The sequence below is a fragment of the Psychrobacillus vulpis genome, assembly GCF_006861825.1.
Classification (GTDB): domain Bacteria; phylum Bacillota; class Bacilli; order Bacillales_A; family Planococcaceae; genus Psychrobacillus; species Psychrobacillus vulpis.
On record NZ_VDGI01000001.1, the window covers coordinates 1 to 21751 of the forward strand.

Genomic DNA, 21751 nt, shown 5'->3' on the forward strand with positions numbered 1-21751 from the left:
AAATTCTTCGCCCGTGGAAAGCGAGCGGTAAGCTTCGGAAAACTACGGGGGAACTTCATTAAAAGTGAAACTATATGGACTTTTTCAGTGGCCTCCGGAAAGGGAGCCGTTTCAACGATTTTCTTATCTATTGGAATATTTAACAACCTCATCTGGCAACTCCGAATTATAGGTAGTATTTCAGTGCCTTCTATGAATGAAATACACTCTTTTCTACTAACCCTAGTTAAATAAGAATATTTTTAACATATTCCTCAACTTCTTTTGCCGTTGTTAAGCTTAATATAGACTCCATATGAGGCATTAATTTTTCCTTAGATAATCGTGCAATTCGAGAACGTGCACTTAAAATGGATGATGCACTCATAGAAAATTCATCTAGCCCTAATGCTAAAAGTATTGGAATGGCTACCTCATCTCCAGCCATCTCCCCACACATCCCTACCCATTTACCATTACAATGTGCTGCATCTATCACCATTTTAACAAGTCTTAAAATGGCAGGATGGTAAGGCTGATACAAATAAGAAACTCTTTCATTCATACGGTCTGCTGCGAATGTATATTGGATTAAATCGTTTGTTCCAATAGATAAGAAATCTGCTTCCTTTGCAAACAAATCTGCAATGATTGCTGCAGAAGGAGTTTCAACCATCATTCCTATTTCCATTTTTTCAGAAACAGGAATCCCATTATCTATAAGTTTTTGTTGTTCTTCCAACAGTAACTTCTTTGCTTCCCTAAATTCATCCAGCGTTGCAATCATGGGAAACATAATCTTTAAATTACCATACACACTTGCTCTTAATAACGAACGTAACTGATTACGAAAAATATGTTGTTGGTCCAAGCATAATCGAATTGCTCGATAACCTAAAAACGGGTTCATTTCATTTGCTAGGTTTAAATAAGGCAGCTCTTTATCTCCACCTATATCTAATGTACGAATGACAGTAGGTTTGCCTTCCATTTTCTCAAGAACTTTTTTATAAGCAGTAAATTGCTCTTCCTCATTAGGTAGTTCTTGTCGATCCATATATAAAAATTCTGTACGAAATAAACCGACCCCATCCCCACCGTTTGTAACAATAGCTTCAATATCTTCTGGTGTACCAATATTACCAACAATTTTAACGTGATGACCGTCTGCACTAACACTTGGAAGCGAAATATACGGATGGAGTAACTGACCTTCCTGTTCAAAATCCTTTTGTGCAGTTAGATAAAATTCCTTCACTTCTTCTGTTGCATCAACAATAACCTTTCCGCTCTTTCCATCAACAATAACCGATGTACCATGCTTGATATTCTTCGTTGCTGTTTTTGTACCTACGACGGCTGGAATTTCCATTGAACGTGCCAAAATAGCCGAGTGAGATGTTCTTCCGCCAATATTTGTGACAATTCCTTTCACATATTGTTTATCTAATTGCGCTGTCATAGAAGGCGTTAAATCCTCCGCAACAATAATAACTTCTGTTGATAATCGACTGTAATCTGGAAGCTCTATATGTAATAAATGAGCTAGTAATCTTTTGGCAACATCTCGAATATCTGCAGCTCGTTCCTTCATATAATCACTTTCCATCGACTCAAACAGGTTAATATACATCGTAGATACTTCATCTAAAGCAAATTCTGCATTAACTTGTTGTTTTATCTTCCCTACAATTGCTGAAAACATTTCAGGATCTTCTAGTAATAGCAAATGTGCAGAAAAGATTCCTGCTTTCTCTTCTCCAAACTTGAGCATTGCTGACTCATGTATTACTTCTAGCTCCAACTTTGTTTTTGCAACTGCATCTTTTAATCTTTCTATTTCAGCATCTATCTCACTAATTTCAACTTTTTCAAAAGACAAAGTAGGCTCAACTAAGCAATAAGCATTTGCTATTGCGATGCCATTAGAAACAGCGATTCCATTAATTTCTAACATTCTTCACCAATCCCATGAGAAATAATTACATTAGTCACCTTACTCATTAATGCTTCTGCATCTGCACCTTCAGCTGAAATAGTTATAACTGATCCTGTAGGAATAGATTGAGTCATTACTGCCATAATAGATTTTAAGTTTGCAGATTTACCGTTATAAATAAGCTCTACATTTGATGTAAATGGTGTTACAGCAGCAACTATTAATGCAGAAGGTCTGGCATGTACACCTTCTAAAGTAGTAATTTTAAATGTTTTTTCCATTATTCAACCTCCAATAGTTATATAAAAAGCTGTTTAATGAAGGAATAATCCTTGTTAAACAGCTTTTTCAATCTGGTATATAAAACTAATTAATGTTATTTGCGCATTTTTTCAATTTCATCTGCTACAAATTGTACATTTGTTCCAACGATTACTTGAATACTTTGTGGTCCTACAACATTAATACCAGGAACACCAGTATCCTTGATCTTCTTTTGGTCTACTGAATCCATATTTTTTACTTCCACACGTAGACGAGTTGCACAGAAATCAACAGAAACTACGTTATCGTCTCCACCTAAACCTTCGTAAATTTCAGATGCCATAGCAGTGAATTTGTTGCCTGCTGTAGTGCTTGTTTCTCCGCCCTGATCTTCATAATCTTCATCGTCACCTCTACCTGGTGTTTTCAAATCGAATTTCACGATTAAGTATCTAAATAAGAAGTAGTAAATGAGTCCAAATACTAAACCTTGTACGAGTAACATATAAGGTTGGTTCGCGAGTGGATTTGCTAAGCTTAAGGAAAAGTCTATAAACCCTGCACTAAAACCAAATCCAGCAGTCCATTGAAACGTTGCGGCAATGAACAAAGATAGACCAGTTAATACGGCATGCACTACATAAAGAGCTGGCGCTAAAAACATAAATACAAATTCAATAGGCTCTGTCACACCTGTAAAAAACGAAGCAAATCCAGCGGCTAACATTAATGCTGCAATTTGTTTTTTTCTATTTGTTTTAGCAGTATGATACATTGCAAGAGCAGCTGCTGGTAATCCAAACATCATGATTGGAAAGAAACCAGCCTGATACATACCAGTGACTCCTTTGACACCAGATCCATCCAAAAACTTTCCGATATCATTAATCCCTATGGTGTCAAACCAGAATATGTTATTTAAAGCATGGTGCAAACCAGTTGGAATTAGCAAACGGTTAAAGAATCCGTACAAACCAGCTCCAACCGAACCTAACCCACTTATTGCTTCTCCAAAAGAAACTAACCAACCAAAGAAAATAGGCCATATGATGAATAACACACCTGAAACTACAAGCATTGAAACAGCGGACATAATTGGAACGAGTCGTTTTCCGCTAAAGAATGCTAAGAAATCCGGTAGTTTCGTCTGACTAAATCGATTGTACATAATGGATGCTACAATCCCTGAAAGTATTCCGATAAAGGCATTCCCTATTTTACCGAAAGCGGGGTCAACATTTGCTACATCTATCCCTTGATACATAGCTACCGAACCTGATGATAACAAGGTCGTGACTACTAAAAATGCAACCAACCCACTTATTGCTGCAGAACCATCTTTAGCTTTAGACATTCCTAGAGCAACCCCAACTGCAAATAAAATTGGGATATTGTCTATAATCGAAGCCCCGCCTTTTATTAAGAAAGCAGCTAACACATTTCCTGAACCCCAACCATCGTGGTCAATCCAATATCCAATACCCATCAAAATTGCCGCTGCTGGTAAAACAGCTACAGGTAGCATTAAAGAACGACCGAGCTTTTGAAGATATTTCATCATTGTTACTCAACTCCAATTCATAGTTTTCTAGTAATCAATTAAATAAATATAAAATAATAGCAATTCCTTTAATAAACATTCAGTACGGAGTGCATGTAGCTAAATTAATTCCTAGAGCATTTGAAGCCTCTCCAAAATGATTGCTCCTTTTCGAACAGTTTGATGTGAACCTCCTCCCTTTAGTTTCATCGTATAGAAATGAAATGCGATATAGGATGCTTCTTCTACAGGCATTTCAACTTAATACGGCTCGTTAACAGTAATTTATTTTGATGAAGTAACCATTATCACGGTTTCTCCCATTAGGCATTCTTTTGTACCTTCATGTTGAACTTTTTTTTCTGCACTATTTGTAATTACGATGGGTGTGATAATACTTTTGGCATGATCACGAATATATTCCCAATCTACTTCGATTAGTAATTGCCCAATAGAAACTCGATCTCCTGTTTTAACAGTAACTGTAAAGCCTTGTCCTTTTAGGGAAACTGTTTCCAAACCAATATGAATGAGAACCTCTGTACCATCATTTGATAGAAGCCCAATTGCATGTTTGGTTTCTGAAATTAGAGTAATTGTACCTTCTATAGGAGCATGAATATTACCGTTCTTAGGCATTATCGCAATTCCTTCTCCCATCATTTTTTGACTAAAAACTGGATCGGGAACCTGGTCTAGTGTAAGTATTTCTCCAGTGACAGGTGCATAAATTTGTAATTTACGTTTATTAAAGAATTTTGTTAGCATGTTTTTGCTCCTTTGTATCCATCATTTGTTGGAAGATAAAAAATTCGTATAACTCATATATATTGCGCAATCATAAAGTACAGAACATAAAAAGGCATGAGGTAAATGAAAGAGTTGAAAAACTCTCCACAATTACCGTCATGCCGGAAATCTATTGGACAAGCAAAACCCCATCCACCGTTTGAATTTCTCAACCGATGGAGGGGGTTTAACCGATAAATTACATTTTGTCTATATTTTAATAGCGTAGTTCGTTTCCTTTTTCAGATATTTCATGAGCAAGTCGAATTGTTGAAACGGCTAACTCTGCATATGTCACTTCTCGATCAGGGTTAAAGTGCTTTTTATCAGCCTCTAGCAGTCCCATAGAGTTAACTAAAGCAACATAACCAATGTATTCATTTTGAATTTTATTTGCATCTGCAAAATCCAGTTTATAAATACTACTATGTTTAGCTGCTTGCTCAAGTCCTAGAATTCGAATATACCAAGCTGCTAGCTCTTCTCTTTTGATAGGAGCATCCACATCAAAGCCCTTACTATTTGGTTGAATAATGCCCATTTCCACGGCACGTTCAATCACTTGATATAAAGGATGTTTAGAATCTATATTGTTAAACGTTTGGCTCTTGTCTTCTTGTTCAGAATTATATCTGTCTTCATAAAAATAAGTCAGAGAATTGATGATAATTTTTAGTGCTTCCCCTTTTGTAACAGACGCATCTCCATTAAATTTCTTAGTATCTTTAATGTCTAAAACCTTAGCTTTTATTAGATAGTTAAGTTCCTCTTGTGCCCAAGGATGTGAAATGGAAGATGAATTTTTCTCATCGAACAAGCTACTCCATTTCCCTGTGTTGGCATCTAGAAAACTAAACGAATCTTCATTAAATACCGGTAAATATACTAGATCATAGTGATGTTTGTTTTCGCTTGTATCTGATTTCATATAATTAAGTTTTAGACTTAATGTCTTTTGCAGAATAGCTTTTGCATTTTCCTCTGAAATAACTTTATCAATAGATGGCCATTTTTCCTCCTCTTGATAACTAACATTCAGACTGTTTAACGAACCGTCACCAGCAATACTAACATTAATTTGATCGCCTATCACTGCAATACCATTTACAATTCGTGGGAATGAGAACTGATAAATGCCTTGTCTTTCTTCAAAATAAGCTTCTTCAAAAGGCATAGCATAATTGTGTAAATAAGATGGAACCCACTCTTTTAAATATCCTACTGCTTTTGTTAGAGCTTCTTCCTGAGTAAGAGCATTTTCTTTTTTAGGAGTCTCTCCAAGTTGTTCTAAAATATGGGTTTTCATATCACTATACTGAACAATCTCACCCGTTTTTTTATTTATTTCTAGATGTGTTCCAGAACCACCACTTGCATATTGATACATATATTGAACACTAATAACTTCTTGTCCGTTATAATTTTTTATCTCGTTGATCGATTCAATGTTTAATTTAACCTTATCGGATTTTATATTAAGAAATTGTTCAGCAATTTTCTTTGCTTGTTCCAAAGTAACTCCATTTTGCTTTGGTGGTAATGGATTAGCTGAAAGTTTCTCAATCTTTGTCGACTTAGGAATATCTTCTGAGTAACCGTTTGCTGTTAGCCACTTACCGGTGGATGCTTGAACTCCACGCAATTTTGTTGTTGGTTGATAAACGAGCTGAACGCTACGCTCACCCGTTCTGTAATCAGTATTCACTTGGTATTGCAAATCAACCGAAAGATTTTCTTTCACTTTCTCTAATATCTCATTTTTATCTTTTACTTGTTTTACATCATCAAAAGTAGAAACGTTCTTCTCGATAGGGTTTCTGTAAAGATTGACAATTTCACCATTACCTAATACTGATACTCCTATTGTTTGATCCGATATGGAGACTTGGTTTTTAGTACTAGTAAATGAAAAAGAGTAACGAATCGGCTCTGTTAATATTTGACTTGGAAAAAAGATTTCAGGGTCTGTCTCAAGCTGATATTCCTCTCCACCCAAAAATTCCTTTACAAAATCATCCGCAATTTTCCTAGCCTCTTCTTTTGAGACCTTTGCAGGAAATAGAGCATCTTTTTCAACTGGTGGTTGGTAGTAAAATTGCTCCATTTCTAACTCTTCTCCAACAAACGAAACATTTCCATATACTCTTTTCCCATTAATTACTTTAGTAAAGGATAAATCGTATCGTAATTGATCATTCTCTTGAAAAAAGTTGCCACTATTCATATGAAAGTCACTACTCGATAAAAAGTCAAACTTCTTTGGGAACAATTCTTGGAACTTTTTAATTAATTCGGTTTTAGATATTACTTTTTCTGTAGAAGCGAATTGTACTTGTTTAGGCTGTTCATTCATAGAAGTTGAAGCACTTGCAATAGACGAAAACATTCCAAAGGTTAAAGCAGAAGATGTTAATATAATACCAAATTTCTTTAATCTCATTTAAATAATCCCCCTTTTTTTAGTAACATATACATCGTACACCATATTTTGTAAATTACAAACGTAAGTTTTTTAAATTTTATGCACAATTTATGAAGCTATCAATAAATTCCTATGTATAGGTATTTAGTTAGCCCATTAGCCAATTGATTTACATTTGATCAAATCATAGATCAATGTTATTATCTTCCTTTCTTGGTGGTAGTAAGCAAATCTATAAATATTATGTTAGCAAGTATAGGAACATTCCTATTTTTTCTAACTGTTTGCATTGCCCTCTTCTTAAAGTGTTATTATGTACGATTGCAAAAAAAAAAGAGGAAGAAATTTCTCCCTCTTTCTTGACCATTTATTGTTCTTCAGCTACTTGGAAAGCTGAAGATACTTTCACAAATTCCTCTTCACTCTCAATCATGGATAATTCTTCGTCTTCTTCCACTCTTAAAAAGAATATATCAATATCCTCTGTAGAATCTTCTTGAATATCCTCGACAAAGCTAACTGCCACGTAGTCAGCTTCTTCCACTGTTAGCAAACCAAGAACTTCCATTTCTTGCTCCTGTTCGTTTTCATCTAGCACCATAAAAATGTCGCCAACTTGGATTTTACCTTTATTTTCTTCCATTCTAATTTCCTCCTCACACTATTTTTGCATAGTTCCTATTTTAACTTACATTTGATTATCTACTATTATTGGTTTTTTAGCAAAGTAAAAATAAGTAGTACCTCTCAAAATGACAATATTAAAATTTTCTACTTGCAATAATAGAATCATTTCAATATCGTATCACTAGAAAACTGCACACTAATTGTTTGTGTTTAACAATTGGTGTGCAGTTAAAAAGTGGTGGTTTCTTTAAGGGAAATACATGTCTAAATTACTGTTCAACTAAGCTTGTTATAGAAACGCTTTGTTTCTCATTTGGTTCTTTAAGGAAATGGATTGTAGCTGTTCCACTTTGACGATCCACATGCTCGATGTAAATATTTTCTCCATTATAGGTTACATTGATCATAACTGGCGAAATAGAAACTTCTTGTGCTCGTTGTGCATCCATTGAAGCCACCTCCTTTTGATTTTCAATAGTTATAATATTGTTCAAAATGACTTAGATATACTCTTTAAAGTCTTTTGTTATTTTATCCCATGTGCCAAAAATACTTTGAGATTAAAACCCCTATTTTCGGATATAGTATGTAAAGGGATTGATCAAGTTAGGGGTGATAATAAATGAAACTTGAACATACGATAAAATTTACATTTCAGATGGAGAATGACAATGGTCAGCTAGTAGTAAAAGGGGAAATTGAGGGAGAATCTGAAGTTCCAAATTATGATGATTTAAAATTCCAAGGAATAATTGCTTTGCTAAATTCTATAGATCAACAGAACTTTAGCGAATCAGGGAATCATCCTTTATTCAAACATTACATAGATGAAATAGAAGAAACGATAAGTGAGATAATAAAACATAATCAATTTCAAGGCAAATCCGAATGCCGTGATGGATTATAACTAGTCTTACCGCGATAAAAGCATCTATAAAAAGGAGAAGAGATATTCCCCTCTCCTTTCCATCATTTATTCTTCTTCCATGCCTTCTTGTGCTTCTAAAAATGCCGCAGATACTTTCTCAAATTCTGCGTCAGTATCTATTTCTGCTAACTCCTCACCATCTTCAATTCGGAAAAAGTATATATCTACCTCTTCCACTGTTTCTTCTTGCGCATCATCCGCAAATGCAACAGCAGCATATTCCTTATCTTCAATTGTTAACAGACCGATTACTTCCATTTCTTGCTCCCTATCCTCTTCATCCATTACAGTAAGGATTTCTCCAACTTCAATGCCACCCATTTTCTCTTCCATTCCTATTCCCTCCTTACATTTTTTCGAATAAAAGATCACTAATTATTCTACCCTTCAAACTGTCGATTACCCCTAAAGTGGTTACTATTTTTTCGTACAGCTTTCTACCATATTATTCACTAAGCCTATTCTTTATTTCTTTTGAAACTTTCTTTAATGCTTTCTTTGAGCCTCTTTCCATATCATGTTGGAATTTTCGTTCTGCATAACTAACAAACAGAGCATTTAAGTCGTAACCTTCAGGATATAACTCGGCTGCTTTTACTTCAATTTCCAATCTTTTCGCGTTTACTTTGATTATTTCATTTTTATAGAACACTAACACGTTATTGAAATTGTCCTTTTTCTCATATACAATTCCAGAATCATTTTGTTCAATTAACTTTACTCTGTCTCCTACTTCAAATTCATAAGTTGCTTCTTCTTGAATAGGAGTCAAGATTGTTTTTCTTACTTTATTTTCTTTGACACGCTCTAAATCATAATTTTTATTTTCTATATAGTGCTGTGCTTTTAGTAGCACCTTTTCACGCAAATTCATTTTTCTAGAAATCCAAAGCGCATTACTGTCCCCTGATTTACCAATTAAAAGCCTATACATAGGCTCTAAAGCTTCACTGTTGAATTGCATAGCAGCATTCATGAAGTCGCTATGAATTTCCGAGTAACGTTTAATCTCCCCGTAGTGAGTGGTGGCAACTGTAATACAGCCCATTTGATAAAATTCTTCGAGTATCGCAATCGCAAGTGCAGCCCCTTCGTTTGGTTCTGTACCACTTCCGATTTCGTCAAAAAGTAGTAATGTACTATTCGTTGAAGCACTCATAATTTCTGAAATATTTTTCATATGAGATGAAAAAGTACTGAGTGAGTTTTCAATGCTTTGATTGTCCCCAATATCAACAAATAGGTGATCGAAAACTGCTATTTCCGTACCTTTAGCTGCTGCAATATGAAAACCTGACATTACTGCTAATGTTAGTATTCCTATTGTTTTCAATACGACTGTTTTACCACCTGCATTTGGTCCTGTAATAATTAAACTTCGATAGTCCTTCCCAATTTCAAAGTCTAAAGGTACAATGTTTCCTGACAAAAGCGGATGCTTACAATTCTGCAGCTTAATGTACCCATGATTATTTAACTTTGGCTCCATTCCATCCATGCTTTTACTAAACTTCGCTTTTGCAAAAATCATGTCATATTGCCCTATCAATTCAATATTGATGTTGATTTGTCTTACTTCCTCTAAAATACTTCCTGAAAGAGTTGCCAAAATTTGATACTCTTCCATCGCTTCCTCCGTCTTAAGAACTGCTAATTCTGCATTTAATTTGGATATAGTAGCTGGTTCTATAAATACAGTAGACCCTTTAGAGGAGACTTCAATAATCGTTCCAGCTACTTGATTTTTATAAGATGCTTTAATAGGTATCGTAAACCGATCATCTTTTTTACTAATGAAAAATTCTTGAATATACTCTTTGTTCGCACTACTCTTCAGAAACTTATTTAACCGTTCTTCTATTTTTTCTTCTGTCTTCGCAATGTGATTTCGAATTCGCTTTAGTTCTTTACTAGCTTCCGAATCCACTCTATTTCCTCTAATGGAGTAGTTAATATTCTCTTCAATGCTTTGAAACTCCATCATGGAATAAGCATAAGAATGTAATACAGGTGCAAAAAACTCTTTATCTAACATAAATTTCTTTATAACTCGACAGCCTCTTAAAAAGTCCGAAATGGCTACTAACTCAGACGGACCAAGAATCATCCCTTTTTCAAGCTTTTCCATCTGATGATTAATATTAGAAATCCCCTTTAATGGAAGAGCGCTTTCTGCATCTAATAACTTTCGTGCCTCTGTCGTCTCGTTTAATCTATTTTTTACAACTTTACTATTTGTGCTTGGTTGAAGCTTATCCAGTAATTCCTTTCCTAAACTACTTACACAGTGGGATTTCACCATTTCCTTTAGTTCGTTATATTGTAATTTTTCATATGTCATTTTATTCATGTGTAGTCCTCCTTTAATAATCAGAAAAGTGACAGACGCGTAAACTGGTCTTTCAATAGAAAAATGCCCGCAAGAATCTCTCCTACCTTTCCATATTTACGGTTTAAACCGAAAAATGGATAGAAAGCTCCTGCGGGCATCAGCCTTGTGGTCGTCACAAGTCATTTTTATCGTCAACAAATATAGGGTATGAAAGAAAAAGAGCATGGCAGGACAAATCCCGCCATGCTCTTCGTCATAACACATAATTATGTTAAACGATTATATGGAAAAGGAAGCAGTCTTTAGGTAGGTATTCACAATGTTGAGTAAACACTGTGAAACAAGGCGCACTTAATAAACAGGTATAATACCAGATATTAAAAGCCTTATTAAACTAAATTAGTTTATACCTACAACCGACATACTTCACCACACCTTTTATAAGAATATTTTCAATATAGCATTATTTTTAAATAGAGTCAATTGAGTAAAATGTCTTTGGAATAATTTAAATCGGCTTTAATAAACGTAACCGATAGGAATTCATTACTGTTTCCCCGAGCTGGTCGAGTAGATTATAATTGGCAAACGCCCCAACAACTGCTCCGATGCCAGGTATTAATTGAAACATTTTTACCAAATCAATATAATCCCGATATTCCTGTTGAAAGTCTCTCCAGTCCATATCAGCAATTACATGTTTTTGTTGTTCCCAGTTTTCAATGATAAATAATGTATTTTTTCTTTTTTCCTCGCTTGAAAAGGCTAATAGGAAAATATGCAGAAGGAAGAGTCGTTCTTCATAATCATTCGTATCGAACCCATAAATAGCAGCTGCCTCAAAAAGAAATTTCATTTTAATAGATAATAGTAATGGAAAATCAACTAGTCCGAGTAGTATACCTCCTGCACCCGTTCCAGCGCCTTCTATAACAGCCGTTTTTCTAAAGGTAGAAAGTTTTTCCTTTAATTGTTCGTCTCTCTCATAGAGACTAAGTTCTAATGATAACCGTTTTTTTGTTGTAATGTTAGAGCCTACAAGCGTTGCCTTCACCATGTTTTTGATACTCTCTGTCATTACTTGATGAAATTTTTCTGGAATAAGACCGTTAATCTTCGTCTGAACAGTTTTGGATGTACGACCTATGAGACCGGATCTCTTTGTCATTTTTTGCTTCCAAAAGTAAAGTTCTTGCTCTACTTCCTTTGTATAATCAACCATATGTCCTTCCCCTTCTAAACAATACCTCTTACTTATTAGTATAGCCAATTAGCAAGTCATTCAAATGGACCTAAGTGGTGTTTAAATCTAAGCCTTGAGTCTTAGTGAAATATATTTATAGAAAAATGATGGTAGAACTAATTTTATTCATATGATCTTGGTCTACCCACAAAATAAAGTAATTATAGGTTATTCCCTCTATTTGAATCAGTTTTGGATACTTTACAATCAGAGCAGATTGCTCCCTCATTTCTGATGGTTGATCATCTGACGGAAAGATAATACATGCTTCTTGTTGTTGAATTTGTACTTTATGAATACGAGGTTCGGAACCGTAAGGTAATAGTTGGTGGAATGCTTCATTGTGACAAACTTCGTTAATTGTTTCTTCTGATGAAATCGCAGAAACCTGAAAGAAGCCATCTGGTCCTTCAAATCTCTCGTTCGTTACTTTTTCCCAATGTGCTGGATATTGAAATTGAACTTTGTAAACAAGGCTCGTATAAGTTTTTTTCCTAGGAGGAATTGGCATAGGGGACCATTGCAAAGACGTAATGAATGACCCTTCTAATAATCGAACAGGGACAGGATGCGTTAAGTCAATCAACCACATCTCACTAGCCATTCCCTGGTTATAACAACCCGAAAGATATGCAATTTTCCGACCTTCTGGGGACCATGTAGCAGGAGTAGCAAAGCAATTCGAAATGGCTTTTGTTAAATCGTTCTCTCCTGTTCTTTCCGTAATTCTTATTAGTGAAAAATATCCGACGTCTTCAAAAGCAGTGGCACTGTAAGCAATTGTCGATGAATTAGGTGACCATACTGGAAAATAGTTTTTCGCAAGCGGTCCCCCCCTCACTTCAAATGTCCTTCCAGTAGAAATTTCTAACGTAAAAATAATGGAGATACTAGCACCTGGAGTTGTATAAAGAGCATACGATCCATCTGGGGAGAGGCGAACATTATTAAGCAGTCCGCCATCGTTACGAGTGATTTGTTTTTTATTAGTTCCATCGGTTCGTATACGGTAAAGCTGACTTATTCCTGACGCATCGGGTGCTTGGAAAAGTAATTCTGCTCCGCTCGGAAACCATTGGACATCCGTAGAACCGGGTTGGTTTATTTTCTTGACTTGATGTGTGTTGAGATTGTACAGAATGATATCATTCTGTTTCGTATAAGCTATTTGTTGACTGTCCTGTGACCAACTAATATATATGCCTAAACCTTCGCTAAATTGGTCAATACGTGTAATGGTACCTTCCATTAAATGTAGTACATATAGAATTTCACTTTTTCCTACAAAGGCTATTTTATTACTGTCAGGTGACCAAAAAGGAATCGAAAAAGATTCTCCTAAACCATTTGTAATTTTTCTATTATCCCCATTCGTAGGGTTATATAACGATAAATCATAGATTCCTCCTACGCTGGATACATAGGCAATTAAACCTCGCCCGCCAGGAAGAGCATAAGGTATGAGTAACCTCATACCAGGGAATATAGTATTGGACGGAAGGTTGTTCACTTCTCTAATCAGCTCAGGTTTACTTTGCTCATTTGTTATTACGTTATAACGACTAGCGATTTGAAATAGTGTATCCCCAGGTTGAACAACGTAATAAGGATTACCTGGAGGAACTTTCAAAAGTTGACCACTTTGAATGATAAATGGAGGAAAAAGTTGATTTGCTTCGATGATAACGGATTGTGGAACACCAAAAAATTGAGCAATTTCAAAAACGGTATCGCCTGGCCTTACTCGTATGACATCAACTCCAGGAGGAACGGAAAGCTGCTGACCTACATAAATCGTGTAAGGTGCTTCCAAATTGTTTGCAGCAATGACGGACTCCACCGGTAATTCCCATCGCTTTGCAATCTGATACAGCGTATCCCCTGGACGGACTGTGTAAAAAATTTGCATCTACAAGCCTCCACTATAATTATTCTTCTAGAAAAGGAGCCGTTACCTTTTCTCTCCGTATGTTTTTCACTGAATACTATAAGCTATCGCAGGAAAAAGTAGATTGTGCATGTCTATATTAATTAAATGGTATCTAGAGGATGCTATTGACCTTAAAGGAGAAGGAGTATTGATTCAAAATACTTTCCACTTATTGGATTATTATTTTTAAATGATATACTTATTAGAGCGATAATTTGTTGTTAAGTGATAATAAAGCTGTTTAAAAATGTAAGTCATGTTATTCCATTAAGGGTCATTTTCTGGAATAAGCATTGTGTAAATTATTGAAAATAATTGCAATAAATTATATTAATAAATCACCAATAAATGAAGACTAAATAACCAAATAGACCTAGAAAAAGGAGGTTTACTATGAAATCTGAAAGTATAAAAAAACATTTTACAACACTAGAAAAACAAAGAGAAAGTCTTTTTCCTACACTCAAATCATTATCGATGACAAAATTATGGGAAAGACCTGAAGAGAATAAATGGTCTATTGGAGAGTCCATTTATCACTTATTTTTAATTACAAAAATGCTACGAGTTGCAGCTATCATTACCATTCCATGTACAAAATTTTATGCTCAAATGATGAGAAATAAATCATTTGAGCATAGTATTAATGATATTTATAAGGAGTATAAAGAAAAACATGGAAAAACTATGAATGCACCATTTATTTTGAATCCATCCAATAAAATTTATAATAGTATGGACTTTACACAATTGAATCAGCTTCTAATCAATGAAACTTTAAAAGTATCGAAAATAGTAGATAATATTGAAGAAGATATCGCAGGTCATATCATTTTTTTGGACCCTGTAGCAAACTTTCCTAATCTTATTCAAGCGATTCAACTTTTAGCTATACATGAAGCGCATCATTTTAGAATCATTCAAAAGGATCTTGAAGCTATGATAGGGAAAACTGAATAATTTCTACAGTATAGGGATTATTAATGTAACAATTAAATGAGTCATTCTTCCTCACTAGGGCGAGATTTTGGAAGAACACTTAGTTCTTAAATGACTTTATTATTGTTTGTTTTGAGGAAAATGAATATTAGATGAAGAAAATTAAACAATTATTTCTTGAACACCGTCGTTTCCGAACGGTGTTATGCGTGTTTAGAGTATTAAGATTAAACAACTTTATTCTATGTGAACATTTGTAATATTCTACTTTTAAAAAGCACTCCTAATATAAATAAACAAGCAAAGGATTTGCTAGGATGCATAAGTATAACTTATTGGAAAATATATTATTTTTTTCTACTAATCTTAATAAAAAGAAGCTTAAGTTAGAACTACATAGTAAGACCATCCTTATTACTGGAGCAAGTTCTGGGATAGGAGAGGAGCTAGCATATCTATTAGCAGATATAGATGCTCATCTAATTTTAGTTGCTAGAAGAGAGGAAAAGCTTCTAACAATGAAGAGGAAAATCGAAAAGGGAACTGCTAAAGTAAGTGTTTTCCGGGCAGATTTAAGAAATAAGGAAGAAATGGAACAATTATTGTCGTTTATTCATGAACTACCTGCTGGCATAGATTTAGTAGTCAGCAACGCGGGGATATCCATTAATCGTTCTATTAACCATTCATTAGACCGTTATCACGATTTTACTCGCACTATGGCCATCAATTACTTTGCACCTGTTCAATTACTGTTGTCCGTTATTCCTTTATTAGAAAAAAACAAAGGTCAGGTTATTAATATCTCTACAATAAACGCTTTGTTAATACCAATTCCATACTGGACTGCCTATCAAGCATCAAAGTCTGCGTTTGACACTTGGTTTCGTTCAGCGGCTCCTGAATTAAATGCAATGGGGATATCAACAACTTCAATATATCTCCCGTTAGTAAAAACACCTATGATTCAGCCAACTGTTGCATATAAAAAAATGCCCGCAATGTGTCCGAAGCAAGTTGCAAAAATTATTGGTAAATCAATGTATACAAAAAAGAGAAAGTATAGACCATGGTGGTTATTTTTTGGTCAGTTAGCATCGATATTTTTAAGGTGTACATGGGAGGTGTTTATTCCTCGTATTATAAAAAGGAGGAACGGAATTGACAATAGTTAAACTAATACAAGTTTTATACAAAATCAAGTTACTTTCTCCTTTAGGATTGTACTGGTTTATTTCTTCCATTTATAAAAGTGGGGTAAATTTAATGCTTTTATTAACTATGGCGGAAAAGACATATAGCAATAAAATTGCGATAGTAGACGAGAATGAAACAATAAGTTATAAACAATTATTATTACAATGTGAAAAACTCTCTATTATTTTCAAAGAAAACTATCAAGTAAAAGAAGGGCAAAAAGTAGCTTTTTTGTGTAATAACCACGCTTCTTTAGTTAAATCTATTTTTGCTGCTTCTCGCTTAGGAGCACGACTTTATTTACTCAATACAAAAATGAGCAATTCGCAATTTAATCTACTAGTAGATAAGCATAATTTTGACCTAATTATCTATGATATGGAGTTAAGGTCTTATATTGAAAAATCAAAGTATAATGAAGCGAACATCTTGAGTTATCATCCTAGCTTGCCATCCATAAATAATTTAATCCATAAAAAAATGAATAAAAACTACAAAATCCCTAGGTCTTCCATGAGTCAGATTGTCCTCCTAACTGGAGGCACTACAGGAAAATCTAAAGAAGTAACGCATAAGCCCTCTATCTTAAATTTTTTAAATCCATTTTCAACATTACTGAGTAGATTAAATCTATTAAGTCATAACACGGCTTATATAGCAACTCCCCTCTACCACGGCTATGGTATAGCTATATTGTTTTCATTTATTGCATTAGGAAAAAAAGTAGTTATTCATGATGGATTTAATGCTAAAAAAGCATGTTGTCTTATTCGTAAACATAATGTTGAAATTATAACTGTAGTGCCGTTAATGATAAAAAAAATGTTAGAAACTAGTGTGGTAGATTTAAGATCGCTTGTTTGCATAGCTTCAGGAGGCGCTAAGCTTAACCCAAAACTAGTAGAGGAAGTTTTCGGAGAATTAGGAGATGTATTGTACAATCTGTACGGTACTTCAGAAGCAGGTTTGAATATTATAGCTACTCCCCAGGACTTGAAATACTCAGTCAACACGATTGGTAGAGTGATAAAAGGTGTTCAATTAAAAATATTGGACAACAATAAAGAAGTTGGGAATGGTAGGATTGGCCAATTTTATATTAAAAATAAATGGTCAATGAGGAACAGTAAAAGCCACTGGATAAAAACTGGGGATCTAGGATACAGAGATCATAACGGATATTATTTTTTAAGCGGAAGAACGGATGATATGGTCATTTCAGCTGGTGAAAATATTTACCCAATTGAAGTCGAACATGTATTAATTAAACATCCACTTGTAAACGATGTAGCCATTATAGAAACTAGTGATGATCAATATGGACAGACCTTGAAAGCATTTGTTCAACCTCGATATAATGAAAATCTTACAAAAGAGGAACTTGTTGAATGGTTACGACCTAAAGTAGCTAGATTTCAATTACCAAAAGATATTGTCTTCGTAAATAATTTACCTTACACACCTCTAGGTAAATTTGACAAGAAGCAACTTAAATAATTGAGAGTTGGCGATTCTAGAGGAAATCGTCTTTCTTAAAAAACATGGCGGATTGTAATATTAATGAAACCATTCTTCTTTCTTAACGTATAATTAAACATAAAATGTTCTGTATTTTCAGAAATAAATTACACTAATTTAATAAACGCTTTAAAAGGAGGGTGTTTACATGATTTGGCTGTATTTCTTTATACCGATCAGTTTGTTCGTGATATTAGGAATATGCTATGACTACTTCAAAAGAAAAAGTTTCAAAGAAATGGCAAATACTGAAGTTAATCAGAATGCAGAACTCGCTAAGAGGAATGCCAAGACCTGGGAAAGTGGAAATTTCTATGGACTTTGATTGACTTTGATACAGATTTTTCACCTGTGTTTATCGCAAGTCGAAAATATTAAAAACAGATGTTCAAAAAGGCTCTCCTTTTTGAACATCTGCACTTTATTGCAATGGAATCTTCAATTCAATATTTTCTCCAATAGGATTGAAGTAATAGTTCAAATATATTTTTGCTTTACCATCATAATCTTCAAATTGCGTCGTCTCCAATACGTACTGCTCATCTCGTGAAACCGTGCTACCCGTAAATTCTAACGTCTTACCATCTTCTTTAACAGCATCATACAACATTAAAAGTCTACCTTGATTATCCCATTTATTCACAGCAACTGATACACTTTGCTGCGTTACAGAAATGTCCCAATCAAAATAGTCGGGCTTCGTGAGTACTTCTTTTGTACCAAAATCAACTTCGATAAAATCTTCACCCTTTGGAACGGCTTGAACAGCTCCAATTATAATCGTGTATGACTCTGGATCATCGAAATAATTACTTTGCAAATATAGCGTATATTTGCCGTCACGAATATCTCCGTCTGCTAAAATGCCTTGTTTAATCCTATCTCTTCGCTCACCACTTTCCGTCACGACTGCAATATCATCAAGCGATAAAATTTGCATTGTATTTTCTTCGTCAACTTCAATATCGAGTGCCACTTTTAATGGAGAGCGGCGAATTTGTGTAATTGTAAATTTCTGACCATCGACATTTACAGTACGATTCGCAGTAATAATTTTTTCCTTTGCGATTTCATTTTGTAGTGTAAACGGTATCGCAATTTCAATGTTCCCCTTATCTTTATCATTAAAATGAAAAACAGCTTTAAAATCCTTCGAAGTATAAGCTATCGGCTCTGAAAAATTATATTCTACTAAAGAAGATATGTGTGTTTGATTATCTGCATTCGCGACAAATGTACAGCCACATTTCATTTCATCGTCCCCTTGGAACAATTGAACTTCCTCCAAGTATAATTTCGAAATATCAAATGAGGCATCGACGTCATAGTCAAGTACAAATCCCGATTGATCTGCAATCACGCCTTTCAATGTAAGCGATAGGCCATTTTTAGACCGCATCTCATTGATCTCCTCATAGTATTCATTGTCTACAATATCTTGTAGCCCTTTATCGATTGTAATCGCTGGTCTAAGTATTTCAAAGCCAGGTATTTTTGCGACAAAGCTAGCAATCGTAGGAGAAACGCGAATTGAAAATAAAAGGCTAAAGCAAAACAAAGAGACTACTGCAACCGAAACAATGCGCTTCTTTGTTCCTTTTTCTCGCTGAACTTTACGAAACGTATCCATTCGAACTTGTTGAAGTTTCTCCTTTGGGACGTCAATCGGTAGTTTACTCATAGCCAGTCCTCCTTTTCTCCAGCGAAGTTTCTTAGCTTCTTTAGTATGTGATGAAGCTTAGACTTTACAGTACCCTCAGGAATTTGATTTAGCTCGGCAATTTCTTTGTTTTTTAGTTGCTGAAAATATTTCATATAGACGAGTTGCTGCTCCGACAAGGATAAATGTTCCAATAATCGCTCCATATCAGAATAGATGACCCATTCAAATAGGTGGTGTTCCTCAATTGGAACGGTTGGTTGGCGTTTTCGTAAATGGTCTTTACAACAATTGATTAAAACGCGCACGAGCCATGTTCTGGCATATTCGTGCTGTTGAACGGTATGCATTTTTTTAAGTGCCTTGTAAATAAGCTCCTGCATCACGTCTAAAGCGTCTTGCTCATTTTTCATGTATGTAAAGGCCATGCGATATAAAATATCTTCATCCATTTCAATGAGTGAAAGTATCGCTCGTTGATCCCCACGAATAGCACGCTGAACGATTTCAAATTCCATCCATTTCGCCTCCTTACTTCATTAGACGCAGCGATGCTACATTTCGTTCAAAAGTTTTAATATTATTTAGAAAACTATGAATACCACTATGCACATTTATGCACATATGACAAAAAACATGGAAAAAAAGGCCTCCCAACAGTTTAGCAAACTGATGAAAGACCTTCTCTAAAATGAATCATATGCATTTTTTTACACCATCAAGTGGTCAAAAAATGGTCAAGCGATGTAATTCGAACAGAAAAGCCCTTAATAATAAAGGCTTTCATATTCTTTTTACATCATACCGCCCATGCCGCCCATATCAGGCATACCCATTGCAGGAGCTGCTTCTGGGATATCTGCTACTACTGCTTCTGTAGTTAAGAATAATGCAGCTACAGATGCAGCGTTTTGAAGTGCTGAACGAGTTACTTTCGTTGGGTCAACGATTCCAGCTTCCATCATGTTTACCCATTCGCCTGTTGCAGCGTTGAAACCGATACCGATTTCTTCGCGTTTTAGGCGGTCTACTACGATTGAGCCTTCAAGACCAGCGTTGTTTGCGATTTGACGAACTGGTTCTTCAAGTGCACGAAGTACAATTTTAAGACCTGTTGCTACGTCGCCTTCTTTTGTCTCAGCAACTTCAGCTACTTTGTTGTATACGTTTACTAGTGCAGTACCACCACCAGATACGATACCTTCTTCAACAGCTGCACGCGTTGCGTTAAGAGCGTCTTCGATGCGAAGTTTACGTTCTTTAAGTTCTGTTTCTGTTGCTGCTCCGACTTTCACTACCGCTACACCACCAGCAAGTTTAGCAAGGCGTTCTTGTAGTTTTTCTTTATCGAATTCAGAAGTTGTTTCTTCTAGTTGCGTACGGATTTGTGCTACACGGCTAGCGATTCGAGCTGAATCTCCGTTACCTTCAACGATTGTTGTGTTTTCTTTAGTTACAACAACTTTTGAAGCGCGTCCAAGTTGTGTAATATTCGTAGATTTTAAGTCTAAACCTAAATCTTCTGTAATTACTTCTGCACCTGTTAAGATAGCAATATCTTCAAGCATTGCTTTACGACGGTCTCCGAATCCTGGAGCTTTAACAGCTACAGCATTGAATGTTCCGCGAAGTTTGTTTACAACTAGAGTAGCTAATGCTTCCCCTTCTACGTCTTCCGAGATAAGTAAAAGTGGTTTTCCTTGTTGTACAACTTGCTCCAGCACTGGAAGAATTTCTTGGATGCTAGAAATCTTTTTATCTGTAATTAAAATGTATGGATTATCAAGTACTGCTTCCATTTTATCTGTATTTGTCGCCATGTAAGCTGAAGCATATCCACGATCAAATTGCATACCTTCTACAACATCAAGCTCTGTTGTGAATCCTTTAGACTCTTCGATTGTGATAACGCCGTCGTTACCAACGCGCTCCATAGCTTCTGCGATTAATTCACCAACTTCAGCATCTCCTGAAGAAATAGCAGCAACTTGAGAGATTGACTCTTTTCCTTCGATTTCTTTAGAGATTGCTTTTAGTTCTGTAATTGCAGCTGCAACAGCAAGGTCGATACCTTTACGGATACCTACTGGGTTTGCACCAGCTGTTACGTTTTTTAACCCTTCACGGATCATAGATTGCGCTAAAACAGTAGCAGTAGTCGTACCATCACCAGCGATATCATTTGTTTTAGATGCAACTTCAGCAACTAATTTTGCACCCATGTTCTCGAATGCATCTTCTAGTTCGATATCTTTTGCAATCGTTACACCGTCATTCGTAATAAGTGGTGAACCGAATTTTTTTTCAAGTACAACGTTGCGACCTTTTGGTCCAAGTGTTACTTTTACAGCATTTGCAAGTTTATCTACCCCACGTAGCATTGCACTACGAGCGTCTTCACTGAACTTAATTTCTTTTGCCATGTTTTTTTACCTCCTAATTAT

General features: G+C 35.3%; 19 protein-coding genes. 5 read left to right on the plus strand and 14 right to left on the minus strand.

Annotated elements, in window-relative coordinates; genetic code table 11:
* Positions 1-234, plus strand: a 234-nt coding sequence (locus FG384_RS19960; RefSeq protein WP_205961716.1) for a hypothetical protein, incomplete at its 5' end; no start/stop codon positions are given.
* Here the strand turns inward: FG384_RS19960 and ptsP are convergent.
* The 7 genes from ptsP to FG384_RS00035 form a co-directional block, all read right to left on the minus strand.
* A complete protein-coding gene (gene ptsP / locus FG384_RS00005) occupies positions 227-1936 on the minus strand; it encodes a phosphoenolpyruvate--protein phosphotransferase (RefSeq protein ID WP_142640519.1) in 1710 nt (569 codons plus the stop codon). The genes FG384_RS19960 and ptsP overlap by 8 nt on opposite strands.
* Positions 1930-2199, minus strand: a complete 270-nt coding sequence (locus FG384_RS00010; RefSeq protein ID WP_142640520.1) for an HPr family phosphocarrier protein — start codon at positions 2197-2199, stop codon at positions 1930-1932. The genes ptsP and FG384_RS00010 overlap by 7 nt, the downstream gene beginning before the upstream one ends.
* A 95-nt stretch (positions 2200-2294) precedes the next feature.
* Positions 2295-3743, minus strand: a complete 1449-nt coding sequence (gene nagE / locus FG384_RS00015; RefSeq protein ID WP_142640521.1) for an N-acetylglucosamine-specific PTS transporter subunit IIBC — start codon at positions 3741-3743, stop codon at positions 2295-2297.
* Between the two features lie 264 nt (positions 3744-4007).
* Entirely contained in the window at positions 4008-4490 is a 483-nt protein-coding gene (locus tag FG384_RS00020) for a PTS sugar transporter subunit IIA (RefSeq protein WP_142640522.1), read from the minus strand.
* Between the two features lie 238 nt (positions 4491-4728).
* Complete coding sequence (locus tag FG384_RS00025) at positions 4729-6951, minus strand: S-layer homology domain-containing protein (protein WP_142640523.1); 2223 nt, start codon at positions 6949-6951, stop codon at positions 4729-4731.
* Positions 6952-7300: 349 nt separating this feature from the next.
* Positions 7301-7576: a DUF1292 domain-containing protein gene (locus FG384_RS00030; RefSeq protein ID WP_142640524.1), complete on the minus strand. Its 276-nt coding sequence runs from the start codon at positions 7574-7576 to the stop codon at positions 7301-7303.
* Between the two features lie 253 nt (positions 7577-7829).
* Entirely contained in the window at positions 7830-8009 is a 180-nt protein-coding gene (locus FG384_RS00035) for a small acid-soluble spore protein H (RefSeq protein WP_142640525.1), read from the minus strand.
* Positions 8010-8182: 173 nt separating this feature from the next.
* Here FG384_RS00035 and FG384_RS00040 point away from each other — a divergent pair, with 173 nt between their 5' ends.
* A complete protein-coding gene (locus FG384_RS00040; RefSeq protein WP_142640526.1) occupies positions 8183-8467 on the plus strand; it encodes a hypothetical protein in 285 nt (94 codons plus the stop codon).
* A 66-nt stretch (positions 8468-8533) separates the two neighbouring features.
* Here FG384_RS00040 and FG384_RS00045 read toward each other — a convergent pair whose 3' ends face one another.
* The 4 genes from FG384_RS00045 to FG384_RS00060 form a co-directional block, all read right to left on the minus strand.
* Positions 8534-8821, minus strand: a complete 288-nt coding sequence (locus FG384_RS00045; RefSeq protein ID WP_338101305.1) for a DUF1292 domain-containing protein — start codon at positions 8819-8821, stop codon at positions 8534-8536.
* A 112-nt stretch (positions 8822-8933) separates the two neighbouring features.
* Positions 8934-10838, minus strand: a complete 1905-nt coding sequence (locus FG384_RS00050; RefSeq protein WP_142640527.1) for an endonuclease MutS2 — start codon at positions 10836-10838, stop codon at positions 8934-8936.
* A gap of 490 nt (positions 10839-11328) precedes the next feature.
* The gene (locus FG384_RS00055) at positions 11329-12042 is read right to left on the minus strand and encodes an EcsC family protein (RefSeq protein ID WP_142640528.1); all 714 of its coding nucleotides are present in this window, start codon (positions 12040-12042) and stop codon (positions 11329-11331) included.
* A gap of 115 nt (positions 12043-12157) precedes the next feature.
* Positions 12158-13972 (minus strand): LysM peptidoglycan-binding domain-containing protein, encoded by a 1815-nt coding sequence (locus tag FG384_RS00060; RefSeq protein ID WP_142640529.1) that lies wholly within the window; start codon positions 13970-13972, stop codon positions 12158-12160.
* Between the two features lie 414 nt (positions 13973-14386).
* Between FG384_RS00060 and FG384_RS00065 the strand changes: the two genes are divergently transcribed.
* The 3 genes from FG384_RS00065 to FG384_RS00075 all read left to right on the plus strand — a co-directional run bounded on the left by FG384_RS00065 (position 14387) and on the right by FG384_RS00075 (position 17626).
* On the plus strand, positions 14387-14953 hold the full coding sequence (locus tag FG384_RS00065; protein ID WP_142640530.1) for a DinB family protein: 567 nt from the start codon (positions 14387-14389) through the stop codon (positions 14951-14953).
* Between the two features lie 296 nt (positions 14954-15249).
* Positions 15250-16107, plus strand: coding sequence for an SDR family NAD(P)-dependent oxidoreductase (locus FG384_RS00070; RefSeq protein WP_142640531.1), 858 nt, complete (start codon positions 15250-15252; stop codon positions 16105-16107).
* Positions 16094-17626: an AMP-binding protein gene (locus FG384_RS00075; RefSeq protein ID WP_205961717.1), complete on the plus strand. Its 1533-nt coding sequence runs from the start codon at positions 16094-16096 to the stop codon at positions 17624-17626. The genes FG384_RS00070 and FG384_RS00075 overlap by 14 nt, the downstream gene beginning before the upstream one ends.
* A gap of 442 nt (positions 17627-18068) precedes the next feature.
* On the opposite strand, the gene FG384_RS00080 is transcribed toward FG384_RS00075, so the two are convergent.
* The 3 genes from FG384_RS00080 to groL form a co-directional block, all read right to left on the minus strand.
* Complete coding sequence (locus FG384_RS00080) at positions 18069-19328, minus strand: DUF4179 domain-containing protein (protein WP_142640532.1); 1260 nt, start codon at positions 19326-19328, stop codon at positions 18069-18071.
* Positions 19325-19825 (minus strand): sigma-70 family RNA polymerase sigma factor, encoded by a 501-nt coding sequence (locus FG384_RS00085; RefSeq protein ID WP_142640533.1) that lies wholly within the window; start codon positions 19823-19825, stop codon positions 19325-19327. The genes FG384_RS00080 and FG384_RS00085 overlap by 4 nt, the downstream gene beginning before the upstream one ends.
* Before the next feature lie 276 nt (positions 19826-20101).
* Positions 20102-21730: a chaperonin GroEL gene (gene groL, locus FG384_RS00090; RefSeq protein ID WP_142640534.1), complete on the minus strand. Its 1629-nt coding sequence runs from the start codon at positions 21728-21730 to the stop codon at positions 20102-20104.
* Between the last annotated feature and the right edge of the window lie 21 nt (positions 21731-21751).